The organism is Acidimicrobiales bacterium (assembly GCA_035531755.1).
In the GTDB taxonomy this organism is placed as follows: domain Bacteria; phylum Actinomycetota; class Acidimicrobiia; order Acidimicrobiales; family UBA8190; genus DATKSK01.
On sequence record DATKSK010000074.1, the window covers coordinates 1 to 22,516 of the forward strand.

20 protein-coding genes are annotated in these 22,516 nt (G+C 73.7%); 1 reads left to right on the plus strand and 19 read right to left on the minus strand.

All coding sequences use genetic code 11. The features are described 5' to 3' along the window. The 8 genes from ppdK to VMV22_14665 all read right to left on the minus strand — a co-directional run. Positions 1-2,683: pyruvate, phosphate dikinase (gene ppdK / locus VMV22_14630; GenBank protein HUY23565.1), on the minus strand; the 2,683-nt coding region annotated here is incomplete at its 3' end. Positions 2,684-2,791: 108 nt separating this feature from the next. Then, a complete protein-coding gene (locus VMV22_14635; protein HUY23566.1) occupies positions 2,792-4,078 on the minus strand; it encodes a glycine--tRNA ligase in 1,287 nt (428 codons plus the stop codon). Positions 4,079-4,138: 60 nt separating this feature from the next. Continuing rightward, positions 4,139-5,326 carry a radical SAM family heme chaperone HemW gene (gene hemW, locus VMV22_14640; protein ID HUY23567.1) on the minus strand — a complete coding sequence of 396 codons (1,188 nt, stop codon included), beginning with the start codon at positions 5,324-5,326 and terminating at the stop codon, positions 4,139-4,141. 10 nt (positions 5,327-5,336) lie between these two features. Further along, the gene (recO, locus tag VMV22_14645) at positions 5,337-6,053 is read right to left on the minus strand and encodes a DNA repair protein RecO (protein HUY23568.1); all 717 of its coding nucleotides are present in this window, start codon (positions 6,051-6,053) and stop codon (positions 5,337-5,339) included. Then, positions 6,050-6,322, minus strand: coding sequence for a hypothetical protein (locus VMV22_14650; protein HUY23569.1), 273 nt, complete (start codon positions 6,320-6,322; stop codon positions 6,050-6,052). Before VMV22_14650 ends, recO begins: the two co-directional genes overlap by 4 nt. A gap of 2 nt (positions 6,323-6,324) precedes the next feature. Next, a complete protein-coding gene (uppS, locus tag VMV22_14655) occupies positions 6,325-7,065 on the minus strand; it encodes a polyprenyl diphosphate synthase (GenBank protein ID HUY23570.1) in 741 nt (246 codons plus the stop codon). Positions 7,066-7,074: 9 nt separating this feature from the next. After that, positions 7,075-9,825, minus strand: a complete 2,751-nt coding sequence (gene mgtA / locus VMV22_14660; protein ID HUY23571.1) for a magnesium-translocating P-type ATPase — start codon at positions 9,823-9,825, stop codon at positions 7,075-7,077. A gap of 182 nt (positions 9,826-10,007) precedes the next feature. Continuing rightward, on the minus strand, positions 10,008-10,211 hold the full coding sequence (locus VMV22_14665; protein HUY23572.1) for a cold-shock protein: 204 nt from the start codon (positions 10,209-10,211) through the stop codon (positions 10,008-10,010). A 734-nt stretch (positions 10,212-10,945) separates the two neighbouring features. Here VMV22_14665 and VMV22_14670 point away from each other — a divergent pair. Further along, the gene (locus VMV22_14670; GenBank protein ID HUY23573.1) at positions 10,946-13,024 is read left to right on the plus strand and encodes an ATP-dependent DNA helicase; all 2,079 of its coding nucleotides are present in this window, start codon (positions 10,946-10,948) and stop codon (positions 13,022-13,024) included. 119 nt (positions 13,025-13,143) lie between these two features. On the opposite strand, the gene VMV22_14675 is transcribed toward VMV22_14670, so the two are convergent. From VMV22_14675 to hrcA, 11 genes are all read right to left on the minus strand, one after another. Beyond that, positions 13,144-13,458 carry an antibiotic biosynthesis monooxygenase gene (locus VMV22_14675; GenBank protein HUY23574.1) on the minus strand — a complete coding sequence of 105 codons (315 nt, stop codon included), beginning with the start codon at positions 13,456-13,458 and terminating at the stop codon, positions 13,144-13,146. 104 nt (positions 13,459-13,562) lie between these two features. Next, positions 13,563-14,453, minus strand: coding sequence for a GTPase Era (gene era, locus VMV22_14680; GenBank protein ID HUY23575.1), 891 nt, complete (start codon positions 14,451-14,453; stop codon positions 13,563-13,565). A gap of 148 nt (positions 14,454-14,601) precedes the next feature. After that, entirely contained in the window at positions 14,602-15,930 is a 1,329-nt protein-coding gene (locus tag VMV22_14685) for a hemolysin family protein (GenBank protein HUY23576.1), read from the minus strand. 11 nt (positions 15,931-15,941) lie between these two features. Next, positions 15,942-16,454, minus strand: coding sequence for an rRNA maturation RNase YbeY (gene ybeY / locus VMV22_14690; protein ID HUY23577.1), 513 nt, complete (start codon positions 16,452-16,454; stop codon positions 15,942-15,944). Next, a complete protein-coding gene (locus VMV22_14695) occupies positions 16,444-17,511 on the minus strand; it encodes a PhoH family protein (protein HUY23578.1) in 1,068 nt (355 codons plus the stop codon). The genes ybeY and VMV22_14695 overlap by 11 nt, the downstream gene beginning before the upstream one ends. Before the next feature lie 89 nt (positions 17,512-17,600). Next, positions 17,601-17,963, minus strand: a complete 363-nt coding sequence (locus VMV22_14700; GenBank protein ID HUY23579.1) for a histidine triad nucleotide-binding protein — start codon at positions 17,961-17,963, stop codon at positions 17,601-17,603. A gap of 57 nt (positions 17,964-18,020) precedes the next feature. Next, positions 18,021-18,251, minus strand: coding sequence for a helix-turn-helix domain-containing protein (locus VMV22_14705; GenBank protein HUY23580.1), 231 nt, complete (start codon positions 18,249-18,251; stop codon positions 18,021-18,023). 228 nt (positions 18,252-18,479) lie between these two features. After that, positions 18,480-19,067, minus strand: a complete 588-nt coding sequence (locus VMV22_14710; protein ID HUY23581.1) for a transcriptional regulator — start codon at positions 19,065-19,067, stop codon at positions 18,480-18,482. A gap of 162 nt (positions 19,068-19,229) precedes the next feature. After that, complete coding sequence (locus VMV22_14715; protein HUY23582.1) at positions 19,230-20,087, minus strand: RsmE family RNA methyltransferase; 858 nt, start codon at positions 20,085-20,087, stop codon at positions 19,230-19,232. 14 nt (positions 20,088-20,101) lie between these two features. Then, entirely contained in the window at positions 20,102-21,214 is a 1,113-nt protein-coding gene (dnaJ, locus tag VMV22_14720; GenBank protein HUY23583.1) for a molecular chaperone DnaJ, read from the minus strand. Further along, positions 21,204-22,463 (minus strand): heat-inducible transcriptional repressor HrcA, encoded by a 1,260-nt coding sequence (gene hrcA / locus VMV22_14725; protein ID HUY23584.1) that lies wholly within the window; start codon positions 22,461-22,463, stop codon positions 21,204-21,206. The genes dnaJ and hrcA overlap by 11 nt, the downstream gene beginning before the upstream one ends. Positions 22,464-22,516: the final 53 nt, after the last annotated feature.

Sequence of the window (22,516 nt, forward strand, 5' to 3'; positions counted from 1 at the left end):
TGCCGGCCGCCGCGGCCAGCACGCACTGGGCCGCCGACAGTCGGGCGATGGGGACCCGGAACGGCGAGCAGCTCACGTAGTCGCAGCCGGCGTCGAAGAACACCGAGATGGACTCGGGGTCGCCGCCGTGCTCTCCGCACACGCCGATCTTGAGCGACGGCCGCGTGGCGCGGCCGCGTGCCACACCGATCCGCACCAGCTCGCCCACGCCGTCGGCGTCGACGATCTCGAACGGGTTGTGCTTGAGGAGTCCCTTCTCGAGGTAGGTCGACATCATGCGGCCCTCGACGTCGTCGCGGCTGAAGCCGAAGGTCATCTGGGTGAGGTCGTTGGTGCCGAACGAGAAGAACTCGGCCACCTCGGCGATCTCCCCCGCACGCAACGCCGCCCGCGGCGTCTCGATCATGGTGCCGATGAGCACCTGGAGCCGCCCGTCGCGGTCGCTCTTGCGCCGGGCAGCGGTGACCGGTCGCCCGTCGGCCGGGGACACCGGGGCCAGCGCCGCGGTGACGGCCTCCTCCACCCACCGCCGCGCCAGGGCGAGCTCCTCGCGGCTGACGGTGAGCGGGATCATGATCTCGATGACGGGCGTGCCGCCGGCCGCCACGCGGTGGACGGCCGCCTCCATGAGCGCCCGGACCTGCATGGCGTAGAGGCCGGGCTTGATGACCCCGAGGCGCACGCCGCGCGTGCCGAGCATGGGGTTGAATTCGTGCCACTGCTTGGCCGCCTCGAACAGCGCCTGCTCCTCGTCGGTGAGGCCGACCGTCGCCTCCTTGATGGCGAGCTCGCCGGTGTCGGGCAGGAATTCGTGCAGCGGGGGGTCGAGGAGGCGCACGGTCACGGGCAGGCCGTCCATCGCCTGGAGGATCTCGATGAAGTCGGCGCGCTGCGCCACGCGCAGCTCCTCGAGAGCGGCGTCCTCCGCCGACGGGTCCTCGGCCAGGATCATGCGGCGCACGATGGGCAGGCGGTCCTCGGCGATGAACATGTGCTCCGTGCGGCACAGGCCGATGCCCTCGGCGCCCAGGCGCCGACCGTTGGCGGCGTCCGGGCCGTTGTCGGCGTTGGCCCGGACCTGGAGATGCCCCTTGCGGATGGTGTCCGCCCACCCGAGGAGGGTCTCGGACTCCGCCGACGGCTTGGCCTCCGCCAGCGGCACCGAGCCCAGGACGACCTCGCCGGCGGTCCCGTCGATGGAGATCCAGTCACCCTCGGCCACCACCGTGGTGCCCACCTTGAACGACTTCCCGCTGATCCGGACCTTCTCGGCACCCACCACGGCGGGCTTGCCCCAACCGCGGGCCACGACGGCCGCGTGTGACACGAGCCCACCGCGCGCCGTGAGGATGCCCTCGGAGGCGAGCATGCCGTGCACGTCCTCGGGCGACGTCTCGCTGCGGACCAGGATGGCGCGCTCGCCGCGCTTGGCGGCCGCCTCGGCGTCGTCGGCGGTGAAGTAGACGCGGCCCACCGCCGCGCCCGGCGACGCCCCGAGCCCGGTCGTGAGCACCGTGTGGCCCGACTCGGCGAACTGGGGGTGCAGCACCTGCTCGAGGTGCTCGGCGGTCACGCGCTGCACGGCCTCGGCGCGCGACAGGCGGATGCCGGGGTCCGTGGTCATCTCCACCGCCATGCGCAGCGCGGCCCGGCCCGTGCGCTTGCCCACGCGGGTCTGCAACATCCAGAGCTTGTCCTGCTCGATGGTGAACTCGGTGTCGCACATGTCGCGGTAGTGGCGCTCCAGGCGGGCGAAGATGCCGACGAGCTCGGTGTGGATCTTCGGGAAGCGCTGCTTCAAGGCGGAGAGCGGCTCGGTGTTGCGGATGCCGGCCACCACGTCCTCGCCCTGGGCGTTCACGAGGAAGTCGCCGTACTCGCCCTTGGCGCCGGTGGCCGGGTCGCGGGTGAACCCCACGCCCGTCCCCGACCGGTCGTCGCGGTTCCCGAACACCATGGCCTGCACGTTCACAGCCGTGCCGAGGTCATGGGCGATGCCCTCGTGCTCGCGGTAGGCGATGGCCCGGGGGCCGTTCCACGAGCCGAACACGGCCTCGATGGCGCCCCGCAGCTGCTCGTCGGGGCCCTGGGGGAACGCCGTGCCGGTGTGGTGCCGGACGATCTGCTTGTAGGCCTCCACGAGCGAGCGCAGCTCCCCCACGGGGACCTCGGCGTCGGAGGTGGCGCCGGCCCGGGCCTTGGCCTCGTCGAGCAGGGTGTCGAAGGCCTCGCCGGGGAGGCCGAGGACGATGCGCCCGTACATCGACACGAAGCGGCGGTAGGAGTCGTAGGCGAAGCGCTCGTCGTCGGTCTGCTTGGCCAGGCCCTCCACCGACTCGTCGTTGAGCCCGAGGTTGAGGACGGTGTCCATCATGCCCGGCATCGAGAACTTGGCCCCCGACCGCACGCTCACCAGCAGCGGGTCGACGGCGTCGCCGAGGCGCTTGCCCATCTTCTTTTCGAGGCGGGCCCGGGCGCGGGTGACCTCGCCGGTCAGGCCCTGGGGCCATCCCCCCGCCATGTGCGCCCGGCAGGCGTCGGTGGTGATGGTGAACCCGTAGGGCACCGGCAGCCGGAGCACCGACGTCATCTCGGCCAGGTTGGCGCCCTTGCCGCCGAGGAGGTCCTTCAGCTCCATGGGAGGCCGGCGGTGCGTGTGGTCGAAGTCGTAGACGAACGGCATGGGGGGCTCCTGGCCGTGCGGTGGGGGCACGTGTGACGGGGGTCCGGGGACGCCGCGAGCCTACCGGCCTCGGCGCGGGCCCCCGGGGCAGGCGCAGGCGCCCGCCCGCTACCGGCGCAGGCGCCCGGCGAGCTCCTCGGCGACCCGGTCGATGGGCACGCGCACCTGCTCGGTCGTGTCCCGGTCGCGCACGGTGACGGCCCGGTCCTCCAGGGACTCGAAGTCGACGGTCACGCAGTATGGCGTGCCCACCTCGTCCTGGCGCCGGTAGCGCCGCCCGATCGACTGCGTGACGTCGAAGTCGCACACCGCCACCGGCTGCAGGAGCCCGAGCACCTCGCGCGACAGCGGCACCAGCGCGTCGTTCTTCGACAGCGGCAGCACGGCCGCCTGGTACGGGGCGAGCCGGGGGTCGAGGTGCAGCACCGTGCGCCGCTCCCCGCCGATCTCGTCCTCGTCGTAGGCGGCCAGGAGGAACGCCATCATGGTGCGCGTCGCCCCGGCGGCGGGCTCGATCACGTACGGCACGTAGCGCTCGCCCGACGCCTGGTCGAAGTACTCCAGGCGCTCGCCCGAGTGCTCGGCGTGCGCTTTCAGGTCGAAGTCGGTGCGGTTGGCGATGCCCTCGAGCTCGTCCCATCCCCATGGGAAGTGGAACTCGACGTCGGCCGTGCCCGCGGAGTAGTGCGACAGCTCGTCGGCCTCGTGGTGCCGCAGCCGCAGCTTGCCCTCGGGGATGCCGAGGCCGAGGTACCAGGCCATGCGCTCGTCGAGCCAGTAGTGGAACCATGTGTCGGCCTCGTCGGGCGGGACGAAGTACTCCATCTCCATCTGCTCGAACTCGCGCGTGCGGAACACGAAGTTCTGGGGCGTGATCTCGTTGCGGAACGACTTGCCCACCTGGGCGATGCCGAAGGGCGGCTTCTTGCGGGTGGTGGTGAGGACGTTCATGAAGTTCACGAACATGCCCTGGGCCGTCTCCGGGCGCAGGTAGGCGACGGTGGCGTCCTCCTCCACGGGGCCGGCGTAGGTCTTGAACATGAGGTTGAAGGCCCGGGGCTCGGTGAGGTCGGTCGACCCGCAGTTGGGGCACGAGCCCTCGATCTTGTCGGCGCGCCAGCGCTCGTGGCAGTGGCGGCAGTCGACGAGGGGGTCGGTGAAGTTCGCCAGGTGGCCCGACGCCTCCCAGATCTTCGGGGACGACAGGATGGCGGCGTCGATGCCCACCACGTCGTCGCGCAGCTGGACCATCGCCCGCCACCAGGCGTCCTTGACGTTGCGCAGCATGAGCACGCCGAGCGGCCCGTAGTCGTACGTCGAGCGGAACCCGCCGTAGATCTCGGCCGAGGGGAAGATGAACCCCCGGCGCTTGGCCAGGTTGACGACCCGGTCCATCAGATCGGGATATGGCAGATCGGGATATGGCCCCCCTGGTTGCTCGTTCATGCGACGAGGTTACCGGGCACGCGCAAGCGCACCGCACTGATCAGTGCGCAAGGGCACCGTGCCCTCCTGGGTGCGCAAACGCACCGTGCCCTCCTGGGTGCGCAAACGCACCGTGCTCTCCTGGGTGCGCAAGCGCACCGTGACCTCGTTGGCGAGGAGCCGGCCCCGCACCGTCAGCACCGCCCGGTCCCCGCGCCGCTCGACCAGCCCGTCGAGATCGGGGTCGTCGGGCACCGCCGATGCAGGCACTCCCGCGGACGTGCGCAGCGCCAGGGCGAGGCCCTCGAACGCCCGCTGACCCTCCGACAGCACCTCGTCGCCCGCGGTGGCGCGGCGGCCGGCGCGCACGGCCTCGATGTAGCGCTCGGGCGTCCGGGTGTTCCACCAGCGCCGGCCCCCCCGGTGCGAGTGGGCTGCGCAGCCGATGCCCCGGTAGTCGCCCTGGGCCCAGTACAGGGCGTTGTGCCGGCACTCGTGGCCCGGCACCGCCCAGTTCGACACCTCGTACCAGCGGTAGCCGGCGGCCGACAGGGCGGCGTCGACCATGGCGTAGCGCCGGGCGCAGGCATCGTCGTCGGGGTGGCGCGCCGGGTCGCGCGCCAGGGCGGTGCCGGGCTCCACCGTGAGGGCGTAGGCGCTCACGTGCCGGGGCCGGGGGTCGAGGGCGAGGACGGCCTCGAGGGTGGCGGCGAGGTCGGCGTCGGTCTCGGTGGCCGCCCCCAGGATGAGGTCGACGTTCACCGCGGGGATACCCGACTCGGCGGCCAGCGCCACGGCCCGGGCCACCTGCGTCGTGCCGTGGCGCCGCCCCAGGGCCTCGAGCACGTGCGGGACCATCGACTGCACCCCGAACGACACCCGGGTCACCCCGGCGGCCCGCCACCGGGCGAAGCGCTCGGCGGAGGCGTCCTCGGGATTGCACTCCACGGTCACCTCCGCCCCGGGCGAGCGAACCACGGCCTCGAGGACCCCGGCCAGCAGCTCCGCCGGCAGCCGCGAGGGCGTGCCGCCGCCCACGTACACGCTCGTGGCGGCGGGCAGGCCCTCGGCGCGCGTGGCGCGCCCCAGCTCGGTGGCGCACGCCTCGGCGTAGGCGGCCATGAGCGGGTCGCGGTCGGTCCACGTGGCGAAGGCGCAGTAGTCGCAGCGAGCCGCGCAGAACGGGACGTGGACGTAGATCCCGAAGGGTCGCTCCATGGGGAGCCGGTCAGGCCGTGGGGCTGGCGCGCAGGCTGCGCAACCGCCGGTCCAGATGCCCCTCCATGGCCTCGGTGACCAGGTCGGTCACCTCGGCGACGAGCGGCCCCTCGGGCTCGGCCAGCGCCGAGGCGAGGCCGCCGCCGAGGATGCGGCGCAGCAACGCGAGCGCCTCGGGCGACACCGACCGGCCCCGCCGGCACGACCGGCACAGCACGCCCCCCTCGACGAGGTCGAAGGCCACGAGGTCGTGGCGCACCCCGCACGACGCGCACTCGTCGAGCAGGGGCGCCGAGCCCTCGAGCGCCAGGGCCTTCAGGCAGAACGCCGGCACGAGGAGCGGGGCGTCCTCGGCGTCGAGGGCGCGCAGGGCGCCCACCACCATGTCGTAGAGCCGGGGATTGGCGTGGCGCTCCTGGGAGATCTGGTCCACCACCTCCAGCACGGTGAAGGCCTTGGACACCCGGCCCAGGTCCTCGCGCACGGCGCGGAACGTGTCGGTGACCTCGGCCTGGTTGACGATGTCGAGCTCGCGCCCCTGCCAGCACAACATGGTCACGTGGCTGAGCGGCTCGAGCCGGGCGCCGAACTTGGACTTGGTGCGGCGCACGCCCTTGGCCACGGCGCGCACCTTGCCGTGGCCCTTGGTCATGAGCGTCACGATGCGGTCGGCCTCGCCCAGGCGCATGGTCCGCAGGACGACCCCTTCGTCGCGGTACAGGCTCACCGGTCGCCCTCGGCATGCGGTGCGGGCTCGCCCTCGGCATGCGGTACGGGCTCGCCCTCGGCATGCGGTGCGGGCCCGGCCCCGGCGTCCTCCTCGAATCCGTAGGGGGCCCGGTCGGGGGTCTTGCGGCCGCCCACCATGTTGCCGAGGCCGATCATGGCCACGACGGCGGCCCCCGTGACGAGCACCGCCGTGGCCGCCGACACCCCGGCCACGGCCAGGACGATCAGCCCGCCGAAGGCACACAGCCCGAGGACCCAGGCGGCCACCTTCACGAGCGGACCCGCCCGTATCGGCGCTCGCGGCGCTGGAACTCGGCGACGGCCTCGAAGAGGTGCTCGCGCCGGAAGTCGGGCCACAGCACTTCGGTGAACACGAGCTCCGAATAGGCCAGCTGCCACAACAGGAAGTTCGAGATGCGGTACTCCCCCGACGTGCGCACCACGAGATCGGGATCGGGCTGCTCGGGGTAGTACAGGTGCGACCGGATCGCCTTCTCGTCGATCTTGTCGGCGGCGATGCCCGTGGCCACCAGGGCGCGCACGGCGTCGACGATCTCGGCCCGGCCCCCGTAGTTGAAGGCCATGGTGAGCGTCATGCGCCGGTTACCCTCGGTGAGGGCGACGGACTCGTCCATGCGCCGCAGGACCCGCCGCGGCACCCGCCAGTCGCGCCGGCCGGCGAAGCGGATCCGGACCCCCTTGTCGTGCAGCTCGTCGCGCCGGCGCACCAGGAGCGACTCGTTGAACCCCATCAGGTAGCGGACCTCGTCGCGGGGGCGGCGCCAGTTCTCGGTGGAGAAGGCGAACATGGTGAGCCACGAGATCCCGATGTCGAGCGCTCCGTTGACGGTGTCGAGGAGGGCCACCTCCCCCGCGGCGTGCCCCTCGGTGCGCGCCAGCCCCCGCTGGCTCGCCCAGCGCCCGTTTCCGTCCATGACGCAGGCCACGTGGGCGGGGACGCGCGCGGTGTCGATGCCGGACGGCGCTCGCCCGGCGGGAGGGAGGGCCACGTACCGAACCTACTTGGTGGCGACCGGGCCTCCGGGACGGGGCACCGGGCCGCCGGGAGCGGCGACCGGTCCCGCGGGCGCGCCCACCGGGCCTGCGGGCACGTCGACCGGGCCGGCGGGGCGGGGGACGGGGCCCGTGGTGGTGAAGCGGGCGGCGCGCCGGTGCACCCGGTACCCGGGCCGGCGCGGACGCACGGCGGGCGCCACCGGCGCGACCCGGTAGAACCAGCGCTTGCCGGCCTCGATGAGGGCCAGGTAGCAGACGACCATGCCCGCCAGGGCGAGGTAGAAGGTGCCCGGCAGCGGCCGGAAGCCGAGGGTGTGGGCGAGCCCGGTGGCGGGGACGATGGCGCCCACCGTCACCACGCCCAGGGCGGCGAGCAGGAGCGGCACGCTCGGGTGGCTGCGCACGAAGGGGATGCGGCGCGTGCGGATGGCGAAGATCACCAGGGTCTGGGTGGCGAGGGACTCCACGAACCAGCCCGTACGGAAGAGCGGGGCGTGGGCGTGGAAGACCCACAGCATCACGCCGAACGTGGCGAAGTCGAACAGCGAGCTGATGGGCCCGAAGAACAGCATGAAGCGGCGGATGAAGTGCACGTCCCAGCGAGACGGCCGGGCGAGCTGCTCGGGGTCGACGTGGTCGGTGGGGATGGCGAGCTGGCTGGAGTCGTAGAGCAGGTTGTTGAGCAGGATCTGCGACGGCAGCATGGGGAGGAACGTCAAGAACGCGGACGCCCCGGCCGCGCTGAACATGTTGCCGAAGTTGCTCGACGTCCCCATCAGGACGTACTTCAGGGTGTTGGCGAAGATGCGGCGCCCCTCCATGACTCCGTCGGCCAGGACGTCGAGGTCCTTCTCGAGCAGCAGCACGTCGGCGGCGTCCTTGGCGACGTCGGTGGCCGAGTCGACCGAGATCCCCACGTCGGCGGCGTGCAGCGCCACGGCGTCGTTGACGCCGTCGCCGAGGAAGGCCACGTCCACCCCGGTCCGGCGCGCGGCGCGCACGATGCGCGCCTTGTGCTCGGGGCTCACGCGCGCGAACACCATGGCCTCGGGGACGACGGCGGTGAGCGCCTCGTCGTCGAGCGCGTCCACATCGGCGCCGCTCAGCACGCGGCCCTCGGGCAGGCCCAGCTCCCCGCACACCCGGGCCGCCACGGTGGCGTTGTCCCCCGTCACCACCTTGACGGCCACACCCAGGCGCGCCAGGCGCTCGAGCGCGGCCCGGGCATCGGCCTTGGGCGGGTCGAGGAAGACGAGGAAGCCCGACAGGGTGAGGGAGTTCTCGTCCTGCGGCCCGAGGGACCCGGCCCCCGGCGCGGGCCGCGTCGCCACGGCCACCACCCGGTTGCCGGCGTCGAACTCGGCCTGCAGGGCGGCACGGGCGGCGTCGGTGACACCGGGGCACCGTTCGAGCACGGTCTCGGGGGCGCCCTTGGTGATCACGGTGCGGTTGCCGACGGCGTCGTCGACGAGGACCGACACCATCCGGCGGTCGTGGTCGAAGGGGAGGGTGGCGAGCTTCGTGTAGCGCGCCGCGGCCTCGAGCCGCGAGGCCGCCACGGGGGACTCGGCCAGCGCCACGTCGAGGGGGTTGCCGCCGGCCACCCGGCCCGCCTCGACGACGGCTTCCGAGCACACCAGCCCGAGGACGACGGGCTCGTCCGCGGCCGCCCCCTCGGCGGGGACGGCCCGCATGAAGCTCAGCCTCCCGGCGGTGAGGGTGCCGGTCTTGTCGGTGAACAGCACCTCGATGTCGCCGAGGTCCTCGATGCACACCAGCCGCTTCACGAGGACCTTGCGCCGGGCGAGCTGGCGCGACCCGGCCGCCAGGCTGGTGGACACCACCGCCGGCAGGAGCTGGGGGGAGATCCCCACGGCGATGGCCAGGGAGAAGAGCAGGGCGTCGATGACCGGCCGGTGCAGGGACACGTTCACCACGAAGATGCCCACGGTCAGGACGCCGGCGACCTCCACGAGCAGCATCGAGAACCGCCGCAGCCCCACCTGGAACTCCGTCTCGGGCCGGTGCTCGCCCAGGCTCAGCGCGATGCGGCCGAACTCCGCCCGCCCGGCCGTGGCCACCACCACGCCGCGGCCGGACCCGGCGTGGACCACGGTGCCCATGAGCGCGCAGCCGGCCAGCTCCGCCAGCGCCGAGCCCGCCGGCACCGGCGCCGGCGCCTTGTCCGCCGGCAGCGACTCCCCGGTGAGGATGGACTCGTCGCACTCGAGCCCGGTGCACGACAGCAGCCGGATGTCGGCGGGGACCACCTCGCCGAGCTGGAGGTCGACCACGTCCCCGGGGACGAGCTCGGTGACGTCGACGGTGACGGCGCGCCCGCCGCGGCGCACCACGCCGCGGTGGCGGATCTGGGAGTGCAGCGCCTCCGCCGCCTTCTCGGCCCGGTACTCGTTCACGAGGCCCAGGCCGACCGAGGCCGACAGGATGAGGGCGATGATCACCGCGTCGGAGCGCTCGCCCACGAAGTAGGAGGCCGTCGCCGTGACGAGCAGCAGGGCCAGCAGCGGCGAGCGCAGCTGGCGTCCGAGCACCGGCAGGAAGCGGGCGCGGTGCGAGCGCACGGCGTTGGCGCCCAGTGCCGCCAGCCGGCGCTCCGCCTCGTCGACCGACAGCCCGTCGGCGGTCGAGCCCATGCGGTCGAGGACGGCGGCGCCGTCGAGCGCGGCGGCCGCGGTGATGTCGAGGGTGTCCCCGAGTGCCTCGGCGGCCCCGCCGGCCGTCAGCGTCGTCATGGCCCCCTCGCTCGCAGCGCCTGTCGTCAAGGGTGCCGCAGCCGCCGACGGACCGACAGGGCCGAAGGTCACCGGCGGGCCGGGACCGGGGTCGTCGTCGCGGGGGTAGGCGGCGGGGGCGTCCGGGTCCGGACGCGACGATGCGGGGCAGCCGCAGCTGCCCCGCATCGTCGACGACGTCGTTAGAGCTTGCGGACCTTGGTGGCCTGCGGGCCCTTCTGACCCTGCGTCTGCTCGAACTCCACGCGCTCGCCTTCGACGAGCTCGCGGTAGCCGGTGCCATCGATCGCCGAGAAGTGGACGAACACGTCGGGGGAACCGTCGTCAGGCGTGACGAACCCGTACCCCTTCGTTGCGTTGAACCACTTCACCGTACCTTCGGCCATCGTTCTTGCCTCGTTTCTCCACGCACGAACACTTGCGGGAGACACGAACGTCAACCGACAACGACGCACGGCCTGCGTGATCCACCGAGCGCTCGGAAAAGCGTAGCCGACGGCGCCCCGACGTCGAGAGTTCAATGCGAATTCGGCGCCCACCCCGATCGACCGCACCTCGGCGGGGGCCCGGTGGGCACCGGGTGCGGGGCCGGGGCGCACCCCCCGGCCGACCGGCGACGGCGGCAACGGCCGCCCGCGACGCAGGGTGCTCGGCCGGCACGGCCGGTGCGTGGTCCCCCGTCGACGGGACCAGGGGTGCCCGCACCGGCGGGGGCGGGGCCGGTGCTCGTGCCGAGGACGCCCCGGGAACGGATCGAGGGGGCGCCCAGAGGCGCCCCCTCGATCACAGTGATGCTGGAAAGGCACCGAGCCTCCGTACCTCGCCGGGCGGGACGAGTTCCCGGCCGGAGGGCTCAGCGGGTGTCTGGCTGAGATTCGCCAGGTAGTCCAGCGAGCCGCCTCAGCGGCCAGCCACCTCCAGGGTCCCCAATTGATCACTACTCAGTTGGACCACCTCCTTTCTCTGGTGCGCACATCGTACCGATCCGCGCGGGCGTCGGAGCGTCTTCGAGCCATGTTCACCCGTTCTTCACACACCGGCCGCGACGACCCTGGCGGGGGCGTCGGAGCGTCCTGGCGGCGGGTCGTGCGGGGCCGGGACCTCCGCTACCGTCGAGCCGGTGCCGGGCCCCACCGACGTCGCGCAGGCTCTGGCGGCGGTGACCGCCGCCCTCCCCGGTGGGGGCGAGGACAGACCCGGCCAGCTGGCCATGGCGGAGGCGGTGGGCCGGGCTGTCGACGAGCACCGGCACCTCGTCGTGGCGGCGGGGACCGGCACCGGGAAGTCCCTGGCCTACCTGGTCCCGGCGGCGCTGTCGGGCCGCCGGGTGGTCGTGGCCACCGCCACCAAGGCCCTCCAGGACCAACTGGCCACCAAGGACCTCCCCCTGGTGGCCGACGCCCTGGCGGGCTCCGCGCCGCTGCGGGTGGCGGTGCTCAAGGGGCGTTCCAATTACCTGTGCCGCCAGCGTGCCACCGAGGTGGGCGGCGCCGTGGAGGAGCCCGGCCTCGCCGGCATGGCCCTGTTCGACGCCGACGAGGCCTCGGGGTCCGGGCGCCACCACGACGACGGCGGCGCACCGACGACGGTCGACATCGGGCGGCTGGGCGGCCAGCTGCGGCGCCTCATCGCCTGGGCCGCCACGTCGGAGACCGGGGACCGTGCCGAGCTCGACTTCGAGCCCCAGGCCCGCGCCTGGGCGGCGTTGTCGGTGTCGGCGCGCGAGTGCCCGGGCGCCTTCCGGTGCCCGTCGGGGACGATCTGCTTCGCCGAACAGGCGCGCGAGCGCGCCGCGGGCGCCGACATCGTCGTGGTGAACACGCACCTCTACGCCACCCACGTCGCCAGCGACGGCGCCGTGCTCCCCGAGCACGACGTGGTGGTGCTCGACGAGGCCCACGCCGTCGAGGACACCATGACCACGGCACTGGGCGTCGAGCTCACGGCCGGGCGGCTGCGCGCCATGGCGCAGAGCACGCGGGGGCTGGTCGGTGACGACGACGTCGGCTTCGCCGACGGCGTCGCCGACGCCGCGGACAGACTCGAGGCGGTCCTGACGCCGCGTACGGGGCGGCGCGTGCTGAACGGCGCCCGTGGCGCGCCGGATACCGCAGCCGACGAGGAGCTCCTGGCCGTGCTCGGTCTCGCCCGGGGACGGCTCGACGCGTTGGTGGGCGCGCTGCGGCGGGCCGAGGACGGCGGCGGCGACACCGACGAGGGCGCACGCCGGAACCGGGCCGTCGTGGCCGCAGGGCACCTGGTCGAGGAGCTGGGGGCGGTGGCCGCCTCCGGGGACGAGCAGGTGGCCTGGGTGGAGGCATCGGGGCCGTCGGGTCGCATCCCGGTCCTGCGGGTGGCGCCCGTCGAGGTGGGCCCGCTGCTGGCCCAGCGCCTGTGGCCGACCGTGACCGCCGTGCTGACGTCGGCGACGGTGCCCCCGCAGCTGCGCGAGCGCCTCGGCCTGCCCGCCGACGCCACCGACCAGCTCGACGTGGGGAGCCCCTTCCCGTACCGGACGTGCGCGCTGCTCTACTGCGCGGCCCACCTCCCCGACCCGCGCCGTCCGGGGGCCGCCGACGCCGTGCACCAGGAGCTGCGCACCCTGATAACGGCGGCCGGCGGCCGGACCCTGGCGCTGTTCACGAGCTGGCGGGCCATGCACGCCGCCGCGGACGCCCTGCGCCCCGTGCTGCCGTTCCGCGTGCTGACCCAGAGCGACCTGCCCAAGGCCCGGCTCGTGGACGCGTTCACGGCGGAGCACGGCGCGTGCCTGTTCGCCACCATGTCGTTCTGGCAAGGCGTCGACGTGCCCGGTCCCACACTGTCGCTCGTGACCCTCGACAAGCTCCCGTTCCCCCGCCCCGACGACCCGCTGCTGCAGGCCCGCCGCGAGCGGGCCGGGGAGGCGGCCTTCCGCGCCGTCGACCTGCCGCGGGCGGCGACGCTGCTCGCCCAGGGGGCGGGACGGCTCATCCGGTCGTCCACGGACACGGGCGTGGTGGCGGTCCTCGACTCCCGCCTGGCCACGGCGCGCTACCGGCAGGCGCTGCTCGAGGGGTTCCCCCCCATGCGGCGCACGATCGACCACGAAGAGGTCGTCGCCTTCCTGGCCGCCGCAGCCGAGCGTGCCGGGGGCGCCGGGGGCGCCGGGGACCAGAGGGGCGCCGGGCGCCGCCAGGACGCCACACCGGACGACTGACGCCGCCGACGAACTGCGCGTCCGGGCCCACCGGGCCGAGCCGGACGGGCCGGTGACCCGCACATCGACCGTCGCGCCCGTCGCCTCACGGGGCGCGTCGCCTCACGGGGCGCGTCGCCTCACGACGGTGTCATCTCCTCCAGGACGGTCAGGTCGACGAACTCGGGAGGGCCGTCGAAGATCTCCGCCATCGTCGCCCGGGCTTCCGCGAGCCCTTCCTGGCGGCGCGGGTCGTTCTCGCGTGCCCGGGCGTGCTCCTCGCTCTCGAACACGACCATCATGTACACCTTGCCGGGGTCGTTCTGGTCCTGCATGGCCGTCGAGCGCAGCAGGCCCGAACCCGGTTGTTCGATCGCCTTCAACTGCTCGACCAACCGTGGCAGGTCGCCCTCCCTACCCGGCTTCAGACGCGTCGTGATGAGCTGAGCCCACATGCGGGAAACCCTCCGTTCGCCGATGAACGCCGAACGTTAGTGCGCAACGCCGGGGCTCGCGGGCCGTCCCGAAGGCTGGCGGGCGCGGGTGAGCGCCTTCCACATCAGTAGCCGAATCGCTCGATGACGTCGGGCCGTTGCTGCCAGCGCTTCTCGACGCGCACCCGCAGCTCGATGTAGGCGCCCGGGGGCAGCTGCTTGCGCACCGCCGTGCCGACCTCCTTGAGCATGGCGCCACCCTTGCCGATGACCATCCCCTTCTGCGAGTCCCGCTCGACGATGATGTCGATGCGGACGCGCGGCCATTCCCACTCGGCCACGCGACAGGCGATCGAGTGCGGGAGCTCCTCGCGCACGTGGGCCAGGAGCTGCTCGCGCACGAGCTCGGCCACCCAGAACGCCTCGGAGACGTCGGAGACCATGTCCTCGGGGAAGTAGGGCGGGCCCTCGGGCAGCCGGCAGAGGACCGAGTCGACGAGGGCGTCGACGCCCTTGCCGGTGACGGCCGACAGGGGGAAGAACTCGGCGCCGGCGTCGGCGCCGCCGTGACCCTCGATGACCTCGCTCGCCCCGGCCAGCCGTTCGAGGACCTGCGCGTCCGAGGCGAGGTCGACCTTGTTGACGACGACGAGCAGCTGCGAGAGCGGCCCGGCGCCACCCGGTGCGGGCCGCGCCGCGCACGTGGCCGCGGCCCGTTCGAGCACGAGGCGGTCCCCGGGGCCGATCGCCGCGGTGGCGTCGAGGACGGGCACCACCACGTCGATGTCGCCGAGCGCCTCGGCCACCTGTTCGTTCAGGCGCTTGCCGAGGGCGGTGCGGGGGCGGTGCAACCCGGGGGTGTCGACGAACACGGCCTGCACCCCGGGGCGGTGCAGTACGCCGCGCACCGAACGGCGCGTCGTGTTGGGCCGGGGCGAGGTGATGGTGACCTTGGTGCCGAGGACGCAGTTGACGAGCGTCGACTTCCCGACGTTGGGGCGGCCCACCACCGTCACGAACCCGGATCGAAGCGGCGCCGCGCCGGGGGCCCCGACCCCCCCATCCGGTGCGCCTCCGGGACTCGGTCCGCCCGGTCCGCCCGGTCCGCCCGATTCGCCGTCGTCGGGCGTGGGGACCCGGTGCTCGCTCCCGGGCACGGGGGGCTCAGCCCCCGCCGTCGTCATCGCCGCGGTGCGTGCCGTGCGACGCCCCGGACGCCAGGGGCGTGATGCGGATCCTCCCGATGCGATGGCCCTGCACCTTCTCGGCCATCAGGCGCACCCCGTCGACCTCGACCGCCTCGCCCTCGACCGGCACCCGGCCCAGGACGTTGAACAGCAGGCCGCCCACGGTGTCCCAGTCGCCCTCCGGGAGCTCGGCGTGGAGGAGCTCGTTGAGCTCGTCCACCGGGAGCCGGGCCGTGACCGACACCTCGCCGTCCCCCATGGGCTGCACCGGGGGGTCCTCCACGTCGTACTCGTCGACGATCTCCCCCACCAGCTCCTCGATGAGGTCCTCGAGCGTCACCAGGCCGGCGGTACCCCCGTACTCGTCCACCACGATCGCCTGGTGGAACTTCTTCTCCTGCATCTCGCGCATGAGGCGCGACACGCGCTTGGTCTCGGGCACGAAGTGCGCGGGGCGGACGAGCTCCCGAACGGGCCGGGTGCCCTGATCGTCGCGCTCGGCGCGGATGAGGTCCTTGGCATACGCGATGCCCACGACGTCGTCGACGTTGCCGGCGTAGACCGGCAGCCGGGAGAACCCGGCCGCCATGGCCACGCCGAGCGCCTCGGACACCGCCATGTCGGCCTCGACGGCCCGCATGTCGGGGCGCGGCACCATGACCTCACGCACGATGGTGTCCCCGAACTCGATGATGGAGTGGATGAGCTCGCGTTCCTGGGTCTCGATGACCTCGTCCTGCATGGCGACGTCGGCCATGGCGAGCAGCTCGGACTCGCTCACGCCCGCCCCCCGGCGGTGGCGCGGGCCGGTGAGCAGGAGGTTGGCCAGGCCGATCAGCCAGTTGGAGATCACACGGACCGGCGGGAAGTGCACGAGGGCCGACACGACGGGGGCGGCCAGCAAGGCGGAACGCTCCGGGTTGTACACCGCCCAGTTCTTCGGGAGCGCCTCGGCCAGCACGAAGATGACCACCACTTCGAACACCGTGGCGGCCACGACGCCGAGCGCCCCGAAGAGCCGGTTCGCCAGGATGCCGACGAGGGTGGCGGTGACCAGCTGGCACACGAGGACCAGGAGCAGGATGGGGTTCAGGAAGGCCTGGGGGTCCTCGACCAGCCGGGCCAGGCGAGATGCCCCGCGCCGTTTCTCGTCGCTCAGGGCCAGCGCCTTGGCCCGGCTGGTGCGGACGAGGGCGGTCTCGGCGAGCGCCAGGACGGCGGCCGCCACGAGCAGCACGACCACGACGACGATGATGACGACGTCGGCGGTGCCGAAACGTTGCGTCAGGAGCACCGGCGGGGTCACGGTGATCCCCGTCAGGACGCGGGCCGGTAGAAGCGAGCCAGGAGCTCGCGCTCGCGGCGCTCCATCTTCTCGGCCTCCTCGTCCATGCCGTGGTCCATGCCGACGAGGTGCAGCAGCCCGTGCACCACGAGCAGCGCCACCTCGTCGTCGAAGCTCACGCCGTGGTCGACGGCGTTGCGCGCCGCCACCGACGGGCACACCACGACGTCGCCCAGCAGCAGCGGGATGTCGGACTCGTCGGACGACAGGCCACCGCCGGGACCGGTACCGCCCTCGTCGGGCGAGCGGCCGCCGTAGTCGCGCTCCTCGTCGATCGGGAAGGCGAGCACGTCGGTCGGGCCCTCCTCGCCGAGGAAGCGCTCGCGCAGCTCGGCGATGGTGGGCTCGTCGACGAACAGGAGCGACACCTCGACGTCCTCCTTGACCCCCTGCGCCCCGAGGACCGCCCGGGCGAGGGTCGCCCAGCGGGCGATGTCGATCGTCCGCTCGGACTGCTCGTCGGCAGCGAAGACGTCAACCACCATCGGGCTGCCCTCCGCGCGGCCCGCGCCCGGGGCGCGACGGCCGGCCACCGCCGGCCGCCGCGCGGGGGGCGTGGGTCGTGCTGGCGTGCACCGTGCCGCTGGCGACGTCGGCGCGCTCGTAGGCGGACACGATGTCGGCCACGATGCGGGCCCGCACCACGTCGCGCTGGGTGAGGTGCACGAACGCCACGCCCGGCACCGACCCCAGGACGATCTCGAGCCCGGGCAGACCGGATCGCCCGCCGGGAACGTCGATCTGCGTGACGTCGCCCGTCACGACCACCTTCGACCCGAAACCGATGCGCGTGAGGAACATCTTCATCTGCTCCGGCGTCGTGTTCTGGGCCTCGTCGAGGATGATGAAACTGCGATTGAGGGTGCGGCCCCGCATGAAGGCGAGCGGCGCCACCTCGATGGTCCCCCGCTCCAGGAGCCGCTGGGCACCCTCGGGGCCCAGGAGGTCGTAGAGCGCGTCGTAGAGGGGCCGGAGGTAGGGGTCGACCTTGGCCATGATGTCGCCGGGCAGGAAGCCGAGGCGCTCGCCGGCCTCCACGGCGGGTCGGGTCAGGATGATGCGGTCGACCTCGCGCGCCTGGAGCGCCTGCACGGCCAGCGCCACGGCGAGATACGACTTCCCGGTCCCCGCCGGGCCGATGCCGAAGGTCACCACGCTGGCAGCGATGGCGTCGGTGTAGCGCTTCTGGCCGGCGGTCTTGGGCCGGACGGTGCGACCGCGCGCCGAGCGCAGGACCTCCGTGGTCATGACCTCCGCCGGGCTGACGTCGTCCTTGACCATGGTGATGGTCCGGTCGACGTCGGCGGCGTCGAGGCGCTGGCCCTGCTCGAGGAGCATGACGAGCTCGTCGAAGAGCCGTCCCACCCGCTCGGCGTCCTCGCCCTCGATGGAGATCTCGTTGCCCCGCACCACGATGCGGGACCCGTGGAACGCCTGCTCGATCAGCCGGAGCAGCTCGTCTCGCTGGCCGAGCAGGCCCACCATGAGGTGGTTACCGGGGACGAGGATCTTGACCTGGGTGGACGACACTGGCGTTCTCACCCGAGGCTACCAGGGGGCCCGGCCGGTCCCGCCGGACGCCGGGTCACCCACGGGGCGGACGCCGGGCGGTTCGGGGCAGCCGGCAGCGCTCAGCCCGGCGGCCAGGCCAACCGGCGGCCGCCGATGACGTGCAGGTGGAGGTGGGGCACGGAATTCGACGCGTCCTCGCCCACGTTGAACAGGAGCCGGTAGCCGCGCTCGGCGATCCCCTCGGACTCGGCCACCTGGCGCGCCGCCACCAACAGGTCGGCGAGCACGGTGCCGTCGTCGGGACCGAGCACCGAGGCGTCATCGATGTGGCGGCGGGGCACGACCAGCACGTGCACGGGGGCCTGCGGGTTGATGTCGCGGAACGCCACGGCGTGCTCCGTGCGGTGCAGAACCTGCGCAGGGATCTCACCGCGCACGATGCGGCAGAAGAGGCAGTCGGCGGTAGCGGCGCTGTCGCTCACCGCGCGCTCACCGACGCCCCGGCCGGCGCGCGGCGCGCCGCACCCGGACGGGCGGCGTCACGACCGTGCCTCGCCGCCGTGCGCCGCGGTCGACCCCTTCACCTCCGGGTAGAGGTGCTCGAGGCTGCCGGGCTCGATGCGGCAGGTCTCGATGAAGACGTCGACGTCGTCGGCCTTCAGTCGGATGACGCGCCCGAACTTGAAGGCGGGCAGCGACCCCTCGTCGATGAAGCGGTAGAGGCTGCGCAGCGTCACGCCGAGGTGCTCGGCCGCATCCTTCGTACTCATCCACCGGATCTGTTCGCTCACGACGTCTCCATGCCGGTGGTCACCGCCGCGCACCGTGCACCGTCATGTTATCCGGTGCCCTTCGCGTGTCCGCCGCACGGCGCGTGCCGACAGGACCGAGTGCCGTGGGTGACGAGCCTCGGGCGGGGCCGTGGCGTCCGCCCTGACGGGAGCGTCAGATGACGGGGGGTGGTGTGCGGGGGGTGGGGGTGGTGTGCGGGGGTGGTGTCAGGAGGTGACGCGCAGGCCGAGCTCGTCGAGGCGACGGCTCATGGCGTCGGGCGTCACCCCGAAGAGGCAGGCGATGGCCCGCAGGTCCTCGGCACGGATCGTGATCATCCGCCCGTTGAAGTCCTGGCGCTGCACCTGGATCATCGACAGGAAGCGCCGCAGCAGGTCGCGCTCGGGGCCGCTGACCGAGTTGAGCTTGGTCAGGTCGATGGTGACCTTGTCGTGGCCGTCCCACGGCCGCAGCTGGCGCCGGGCCCGTCCCGGGCTGTTGTCGCCGGCGTTGCCGTTGCCCTCACCGTTGGGGCCCCAGCGGGTGGCGTCGTCGTCCTGGGGCAGGAGCTGGTCGACGGGCACGTCGTAGAGCTTGGCCAGCCGCTGCAGCCTCGGCACCGAGATGGCACGCTCGCCGCGCTCGTAGGCGCCGAGCACCGACGCCTTGAACTCCTGGTCCGACATCGCCTCGACGGCCTGGAGCGAGAGCCGCATCTGCTTGCGCACGGCGCGCAGGCGGGAGCCGACGGCGCGTGCGTAGGCCGCCCGCGCAGACTCTTCCTGCTCGTCCTCTTCGGGCAACACCGTGTTCATGACCATCAAGATCCTCGCTGCGCTCGTTCCCGTGCTTCCTGACGGCCCCCGTGCGAATCCCGCGAGAGCATCACAACCGTGCCTCACCCACCGCCCCGCTGGCACCCACGCGGATATTCCTTGTCAGTCTCGCTCACTCAGCGTGGTGATTGCAAGAACCGTCTACGTGTCGGGTGCTCCGGGCCCCCCGGGGGGAGAGCCTCCGGAAGGCCCCACGAGCCCCTGCCGGAGGGCGCAAAGCAGCAGGCCAACGGCCACGGTAGCCGTCTCGGCCCGCAGGACTCCGGGGCCGAGGCCCACGAGCGGCCGCCCGGCGGCGGTCTCGGAGGCTTCCCAGCCGCCCTCGGGGCCGACCGCCACGGCGGGCGCTCGCATGCTCGGAGGATCCCCTCCGGGGTGGGCCAGGGCCAACGGGACCGGCGCCAGCAGGCTCCCGAGCTCGTCGAGGCTGACCACGCCGTCGACCTCGGGGAGCCACGCCCGGCGGCTCTGGGCGGCGGCTTCGTGCGCCACGCGCCGCAACCGGTCCACCGCCCGCGCGGCGCGGTCGCCCTCCCACCGCACCACGGACCGGGCCGAGCGAAGCACGACGATCCTGTCCACACCGGCCTCCGTGAGCTTCTGCACCGCCCACTCCGGGCGCTCCCCCTTCACGGGCACGAACGCCACCGTGACCTCGGGCGCCGGGCGGGCCGTGGCCACGACGGGCCCGTCGGCCTCGAGGACCGCCACGGAGCGGTCGCCTGCCGCCGCGCCCGCGAGCACGCACGGCCGCCACCGGCCCCTGCCGTCCGACGCCACCACGATTTCGCCCGGCCGCAGCCGAAGGACCTGGAGGAGATGGTGCCCGTCGCCGGGAGCGACCTCCGGGGCGTCGAGGTCCTGGACGAACACCTGGGCGGCGGCACCCAGCGTGGCCGGCAGGGGCGCTCCGCTCGCGGCCGGCGGGGGCCCGCCGGGGGGAACCGTGCCGGCGCGGGTGTCGTCGGCGCCCACGGCGCGGGTGTCGTCGGCGCCCACGGCGCGGCGGCCGATCAGCCGAAGGCGGAGCGCAGGCGGGCCATGAGGCCCTCGTCGGGGGGCCCGACCTCCTCCCCCGCCTCCGCCGCGAACTGGCGGAGGAGCTCCTCCTGCGTCTTCGTCAGCTTCGTCGGGGTGTCCACCACCACCTGGACCACGAGGTCACCGCGGCCGCGGCCGCGTACGTGGGGCACGCCGCGGCCGCGCAACCGGATGACGTGGCCCGTCTGCGTCGCGGGGGCGATGGCGAGCTCCTCGGTGCCGTCGAGGGTCTCGAACGACGGCGTGGCGCCCAGGGCGGCCTGCGCCATGGAGACGTGCAGCTCCGCATGCAGGTCGTCACCGCTGCGGACGAAGCGTTCGTCGGGCTGCACCGACAGGTGGACGTAGAGGTCGCCCGGTGGTCCACCGCGCGGGCCCGCGGGCCCGCGGCCGGACAGGCGCAGGGTGGAGCCGTGGTCGACGCCGGCGGGGACGTCGATGGTGAGCGTCCGCTCCTCGGCCACGCGCCCGTCGCCGCGGCAGTCGGGGCACGGGCTCGAGATCACCTCGCCCGTGCCGCCGCAGCGGCGGCACGGCACGGCCGTCACCACCTGGCCGAGGATGGACTGGCGGACCCGGCGCAGCTCGCCGGAGCCCTGGCACTCGGGGCAGCTCGTGGCGGTGGTCCCCGTCCGCGCCCCGTGCCCGTCGCAGGTGGCGCAGGCCGCCAGGGTGTTGAGCGTGAGCTGGCGCTTGGCGCCGAACACCGCCTCCCGGAAGTCGAGCTCGACCACGAGCTCGGCGTCGTCGCCGCGGACGGGCCCGCCCCGGCGCCGGGGGCCGCCGGCCGCCCCGCCGAAGAAGGCGTCGAAGAGGTCGCCCAGGCCGCCGCCGAACATGTCGCCCGCTCCGGGGACGGGGCCGTCGACACCGTCGGGGCCGAAGCGGTCGTAGCGCGCCCGGCGCTCGGGGTCGCGCAGCACCTCGTAGGCGCGGGTCACCTCCTTGAAGCGCGCCTCGGCGACGGCGTCGCCGCCGGTGCGGTCGGGGTGCAGCTCGCGAGCCTTGCGCCGGTAGGCGCGCTTGATCTCGTCCTCGGTCGCCTGCGGGCCCACCTCGAGAAGCGCGTAGAAGTCAGCGGCCACGGGCGGGCCCTTCGCCTCGCTTGGCCCGACGCCCCGGCGCGCCGGCGTGTCCCGTCGACGACCGGCCGCTGTCGCCGCGCCCCGACGGGGCGCCGGCGAGGTGCTCGCCCAGCTGCCGGCCGACCACCTGCACCGCCGCCAGAGCCCGCGGGTAGTGCATGCGCGTGGGGCCGACCACGCCGATGGTCCCGGCCAGCTCGCCGTCGATCGACACCGGCGCCACCACCAGCGCGCAGGCCGCCAGGGGCTCGAAGCCGTGCTCGGCGCCGATGGCCACCGACAGCCCCCGGTCGAGGATGTCCTCGATGAGCTCCACCACCACGAGCTGCTGCTCGAGGATGGAGAGGACCGAGCGCACCGTCTCCACGGCGTCGAAGGCCGACGCCATGCGCGACGACCCGCCCACGAAGACGTGCTCGGGCTCGTCGGTGGCACCGAGCTCCCCCAGCGCGTCGACGCCGCAGCGGACGATGGCGTCGAGCGCGGCGTCACCGACGTCGGGCACCGGGCCCGGGGCGGCGAGCGTCCCGCCGCGCAGGTGGGCGGTCAGATGGGCGGCCGCGCCCGCCAGCGCGTCGTCACCGGTGTCGCCGGGCAGGTCGACGCTGCGCTTCTCCACGGCGCCGTCGGAGAGCACGACCACCAGCAGGGCGACGCGCGGCGACAGCCCCACGAGCTGCACCGACCGGACGGTGGCCGACTCGTGGCTGGGGCCGACCACCACGGCCGCGTAGTCGGTGAGGTCGGCGAGCAGGCCGCTCGTCCGGCCGAGGAGCTCCTCGACCTCGCCGTGGACGTGGGTGAAGAAGTTGCGGACCTCCTGGCGCTGGTTCGGCCCGAGGGTGCCCGGCCGCCCCAGGTGGTCGACGAAGAAGCGGTACCCCTTGTCGGTGGGGATGCGGCCGGCGCTCGTGTGGGGCTGCACGAGGTAGCCGTCGCGCTCGAGCGCCGCCATCTCGCTGCGGACCGTGGCCGACGACACCTCCACGCCCGGCGTGCCGGTGATGTGGGCCGACCCCACGGGCTGCGCGGTCTCGATGTACTCCGAGACCACGGCCTTCAAGATGGCGGCCTTGCGGTGGTCGAGCCCGGGATCGACGGCGCCGGTCGACTCCCCGGCCGGCGGCGTGCGCCCGGCGGGCCCACCCCCCCGCGTCGGGCGCGGCGGGGCCGTGCGGCCCCGGGCGTGCGCCGGTGCCGGGGTCGCCTGCTCTGCGCGCTCGGGGCGCGTCGCCCGTTTGCTGCCCATGGTGGTCCTGGCACTCGATTGTACCGAGTGCTACCGCGCGGGCACCGTCCCGG

Excerpts from the sequence above, each read along its gene's own strand:
- VMV22_14635 (HUY23566.1), bottom strand. The coding sequence starts at position 4,078 with ATGGACCGGGTCGTCAACCTGGCCAAGCGCCGGGGGTTCATCTTCCCC.
- hemW (HUY23567.1), bottom strand. The coding sequence starts at position 5,326 with ATGGAGCGACCCTTCGGGATCTACGTCCACGTCCCGTTCTGCGCGGCT.
- mgtA (HUY23571.1), bottom strand. The coding sequence starts at position 9,825 with ATGACGACGCTGACGGCCGGCGGGGCCGCCGAGGCACTCGGGGACACC.
- VMV22_14665 (HUY23572.1), bottom strand. The coding sequence starts at position 10,211 with ATGGCCGAAGGTACGGTGAAGTGGTTCAACGCAACGAAGGGGTACGGG.
- VMV22_14675 (HUY23574.1), bottom strand. The coding sequence starts at position 13,458 with ATGTGGGCTCAGCTCATCACGACGCGTCTGAAGCCGGGTAGGGAGGGC.
- ybeY (HUY23577.1), bottom strand. The coding sequence starts at position 16,454 with ATGGTGGTTGACGTCTTCGCTGCCGACGAGCAGTCCGAGCGGACGATC.
- VMV22_14705 (HUY23580.1), bottom strand. The coding sequence starts at position 18,251 with ATGAGTACGAAGGATGCGGCCGAGCACCTCGGCGTGACGCTGCGCAGC.
- VMV22_14710 (HUY23581.1), bottom strand. The coding sequence starts at position 19,067 with ATGAACACGGTGTTGCCCGAAGAGGACGAGCAGGAAGAGTCTGCGCGG.
- hrcA (HUY23584.1), bottom strand. The coding sequence starts at position 22,463 with ATGGGCAGCAAACGGGCGACGCGCCCCGAGCGCGCAGAGCAGGCGACC.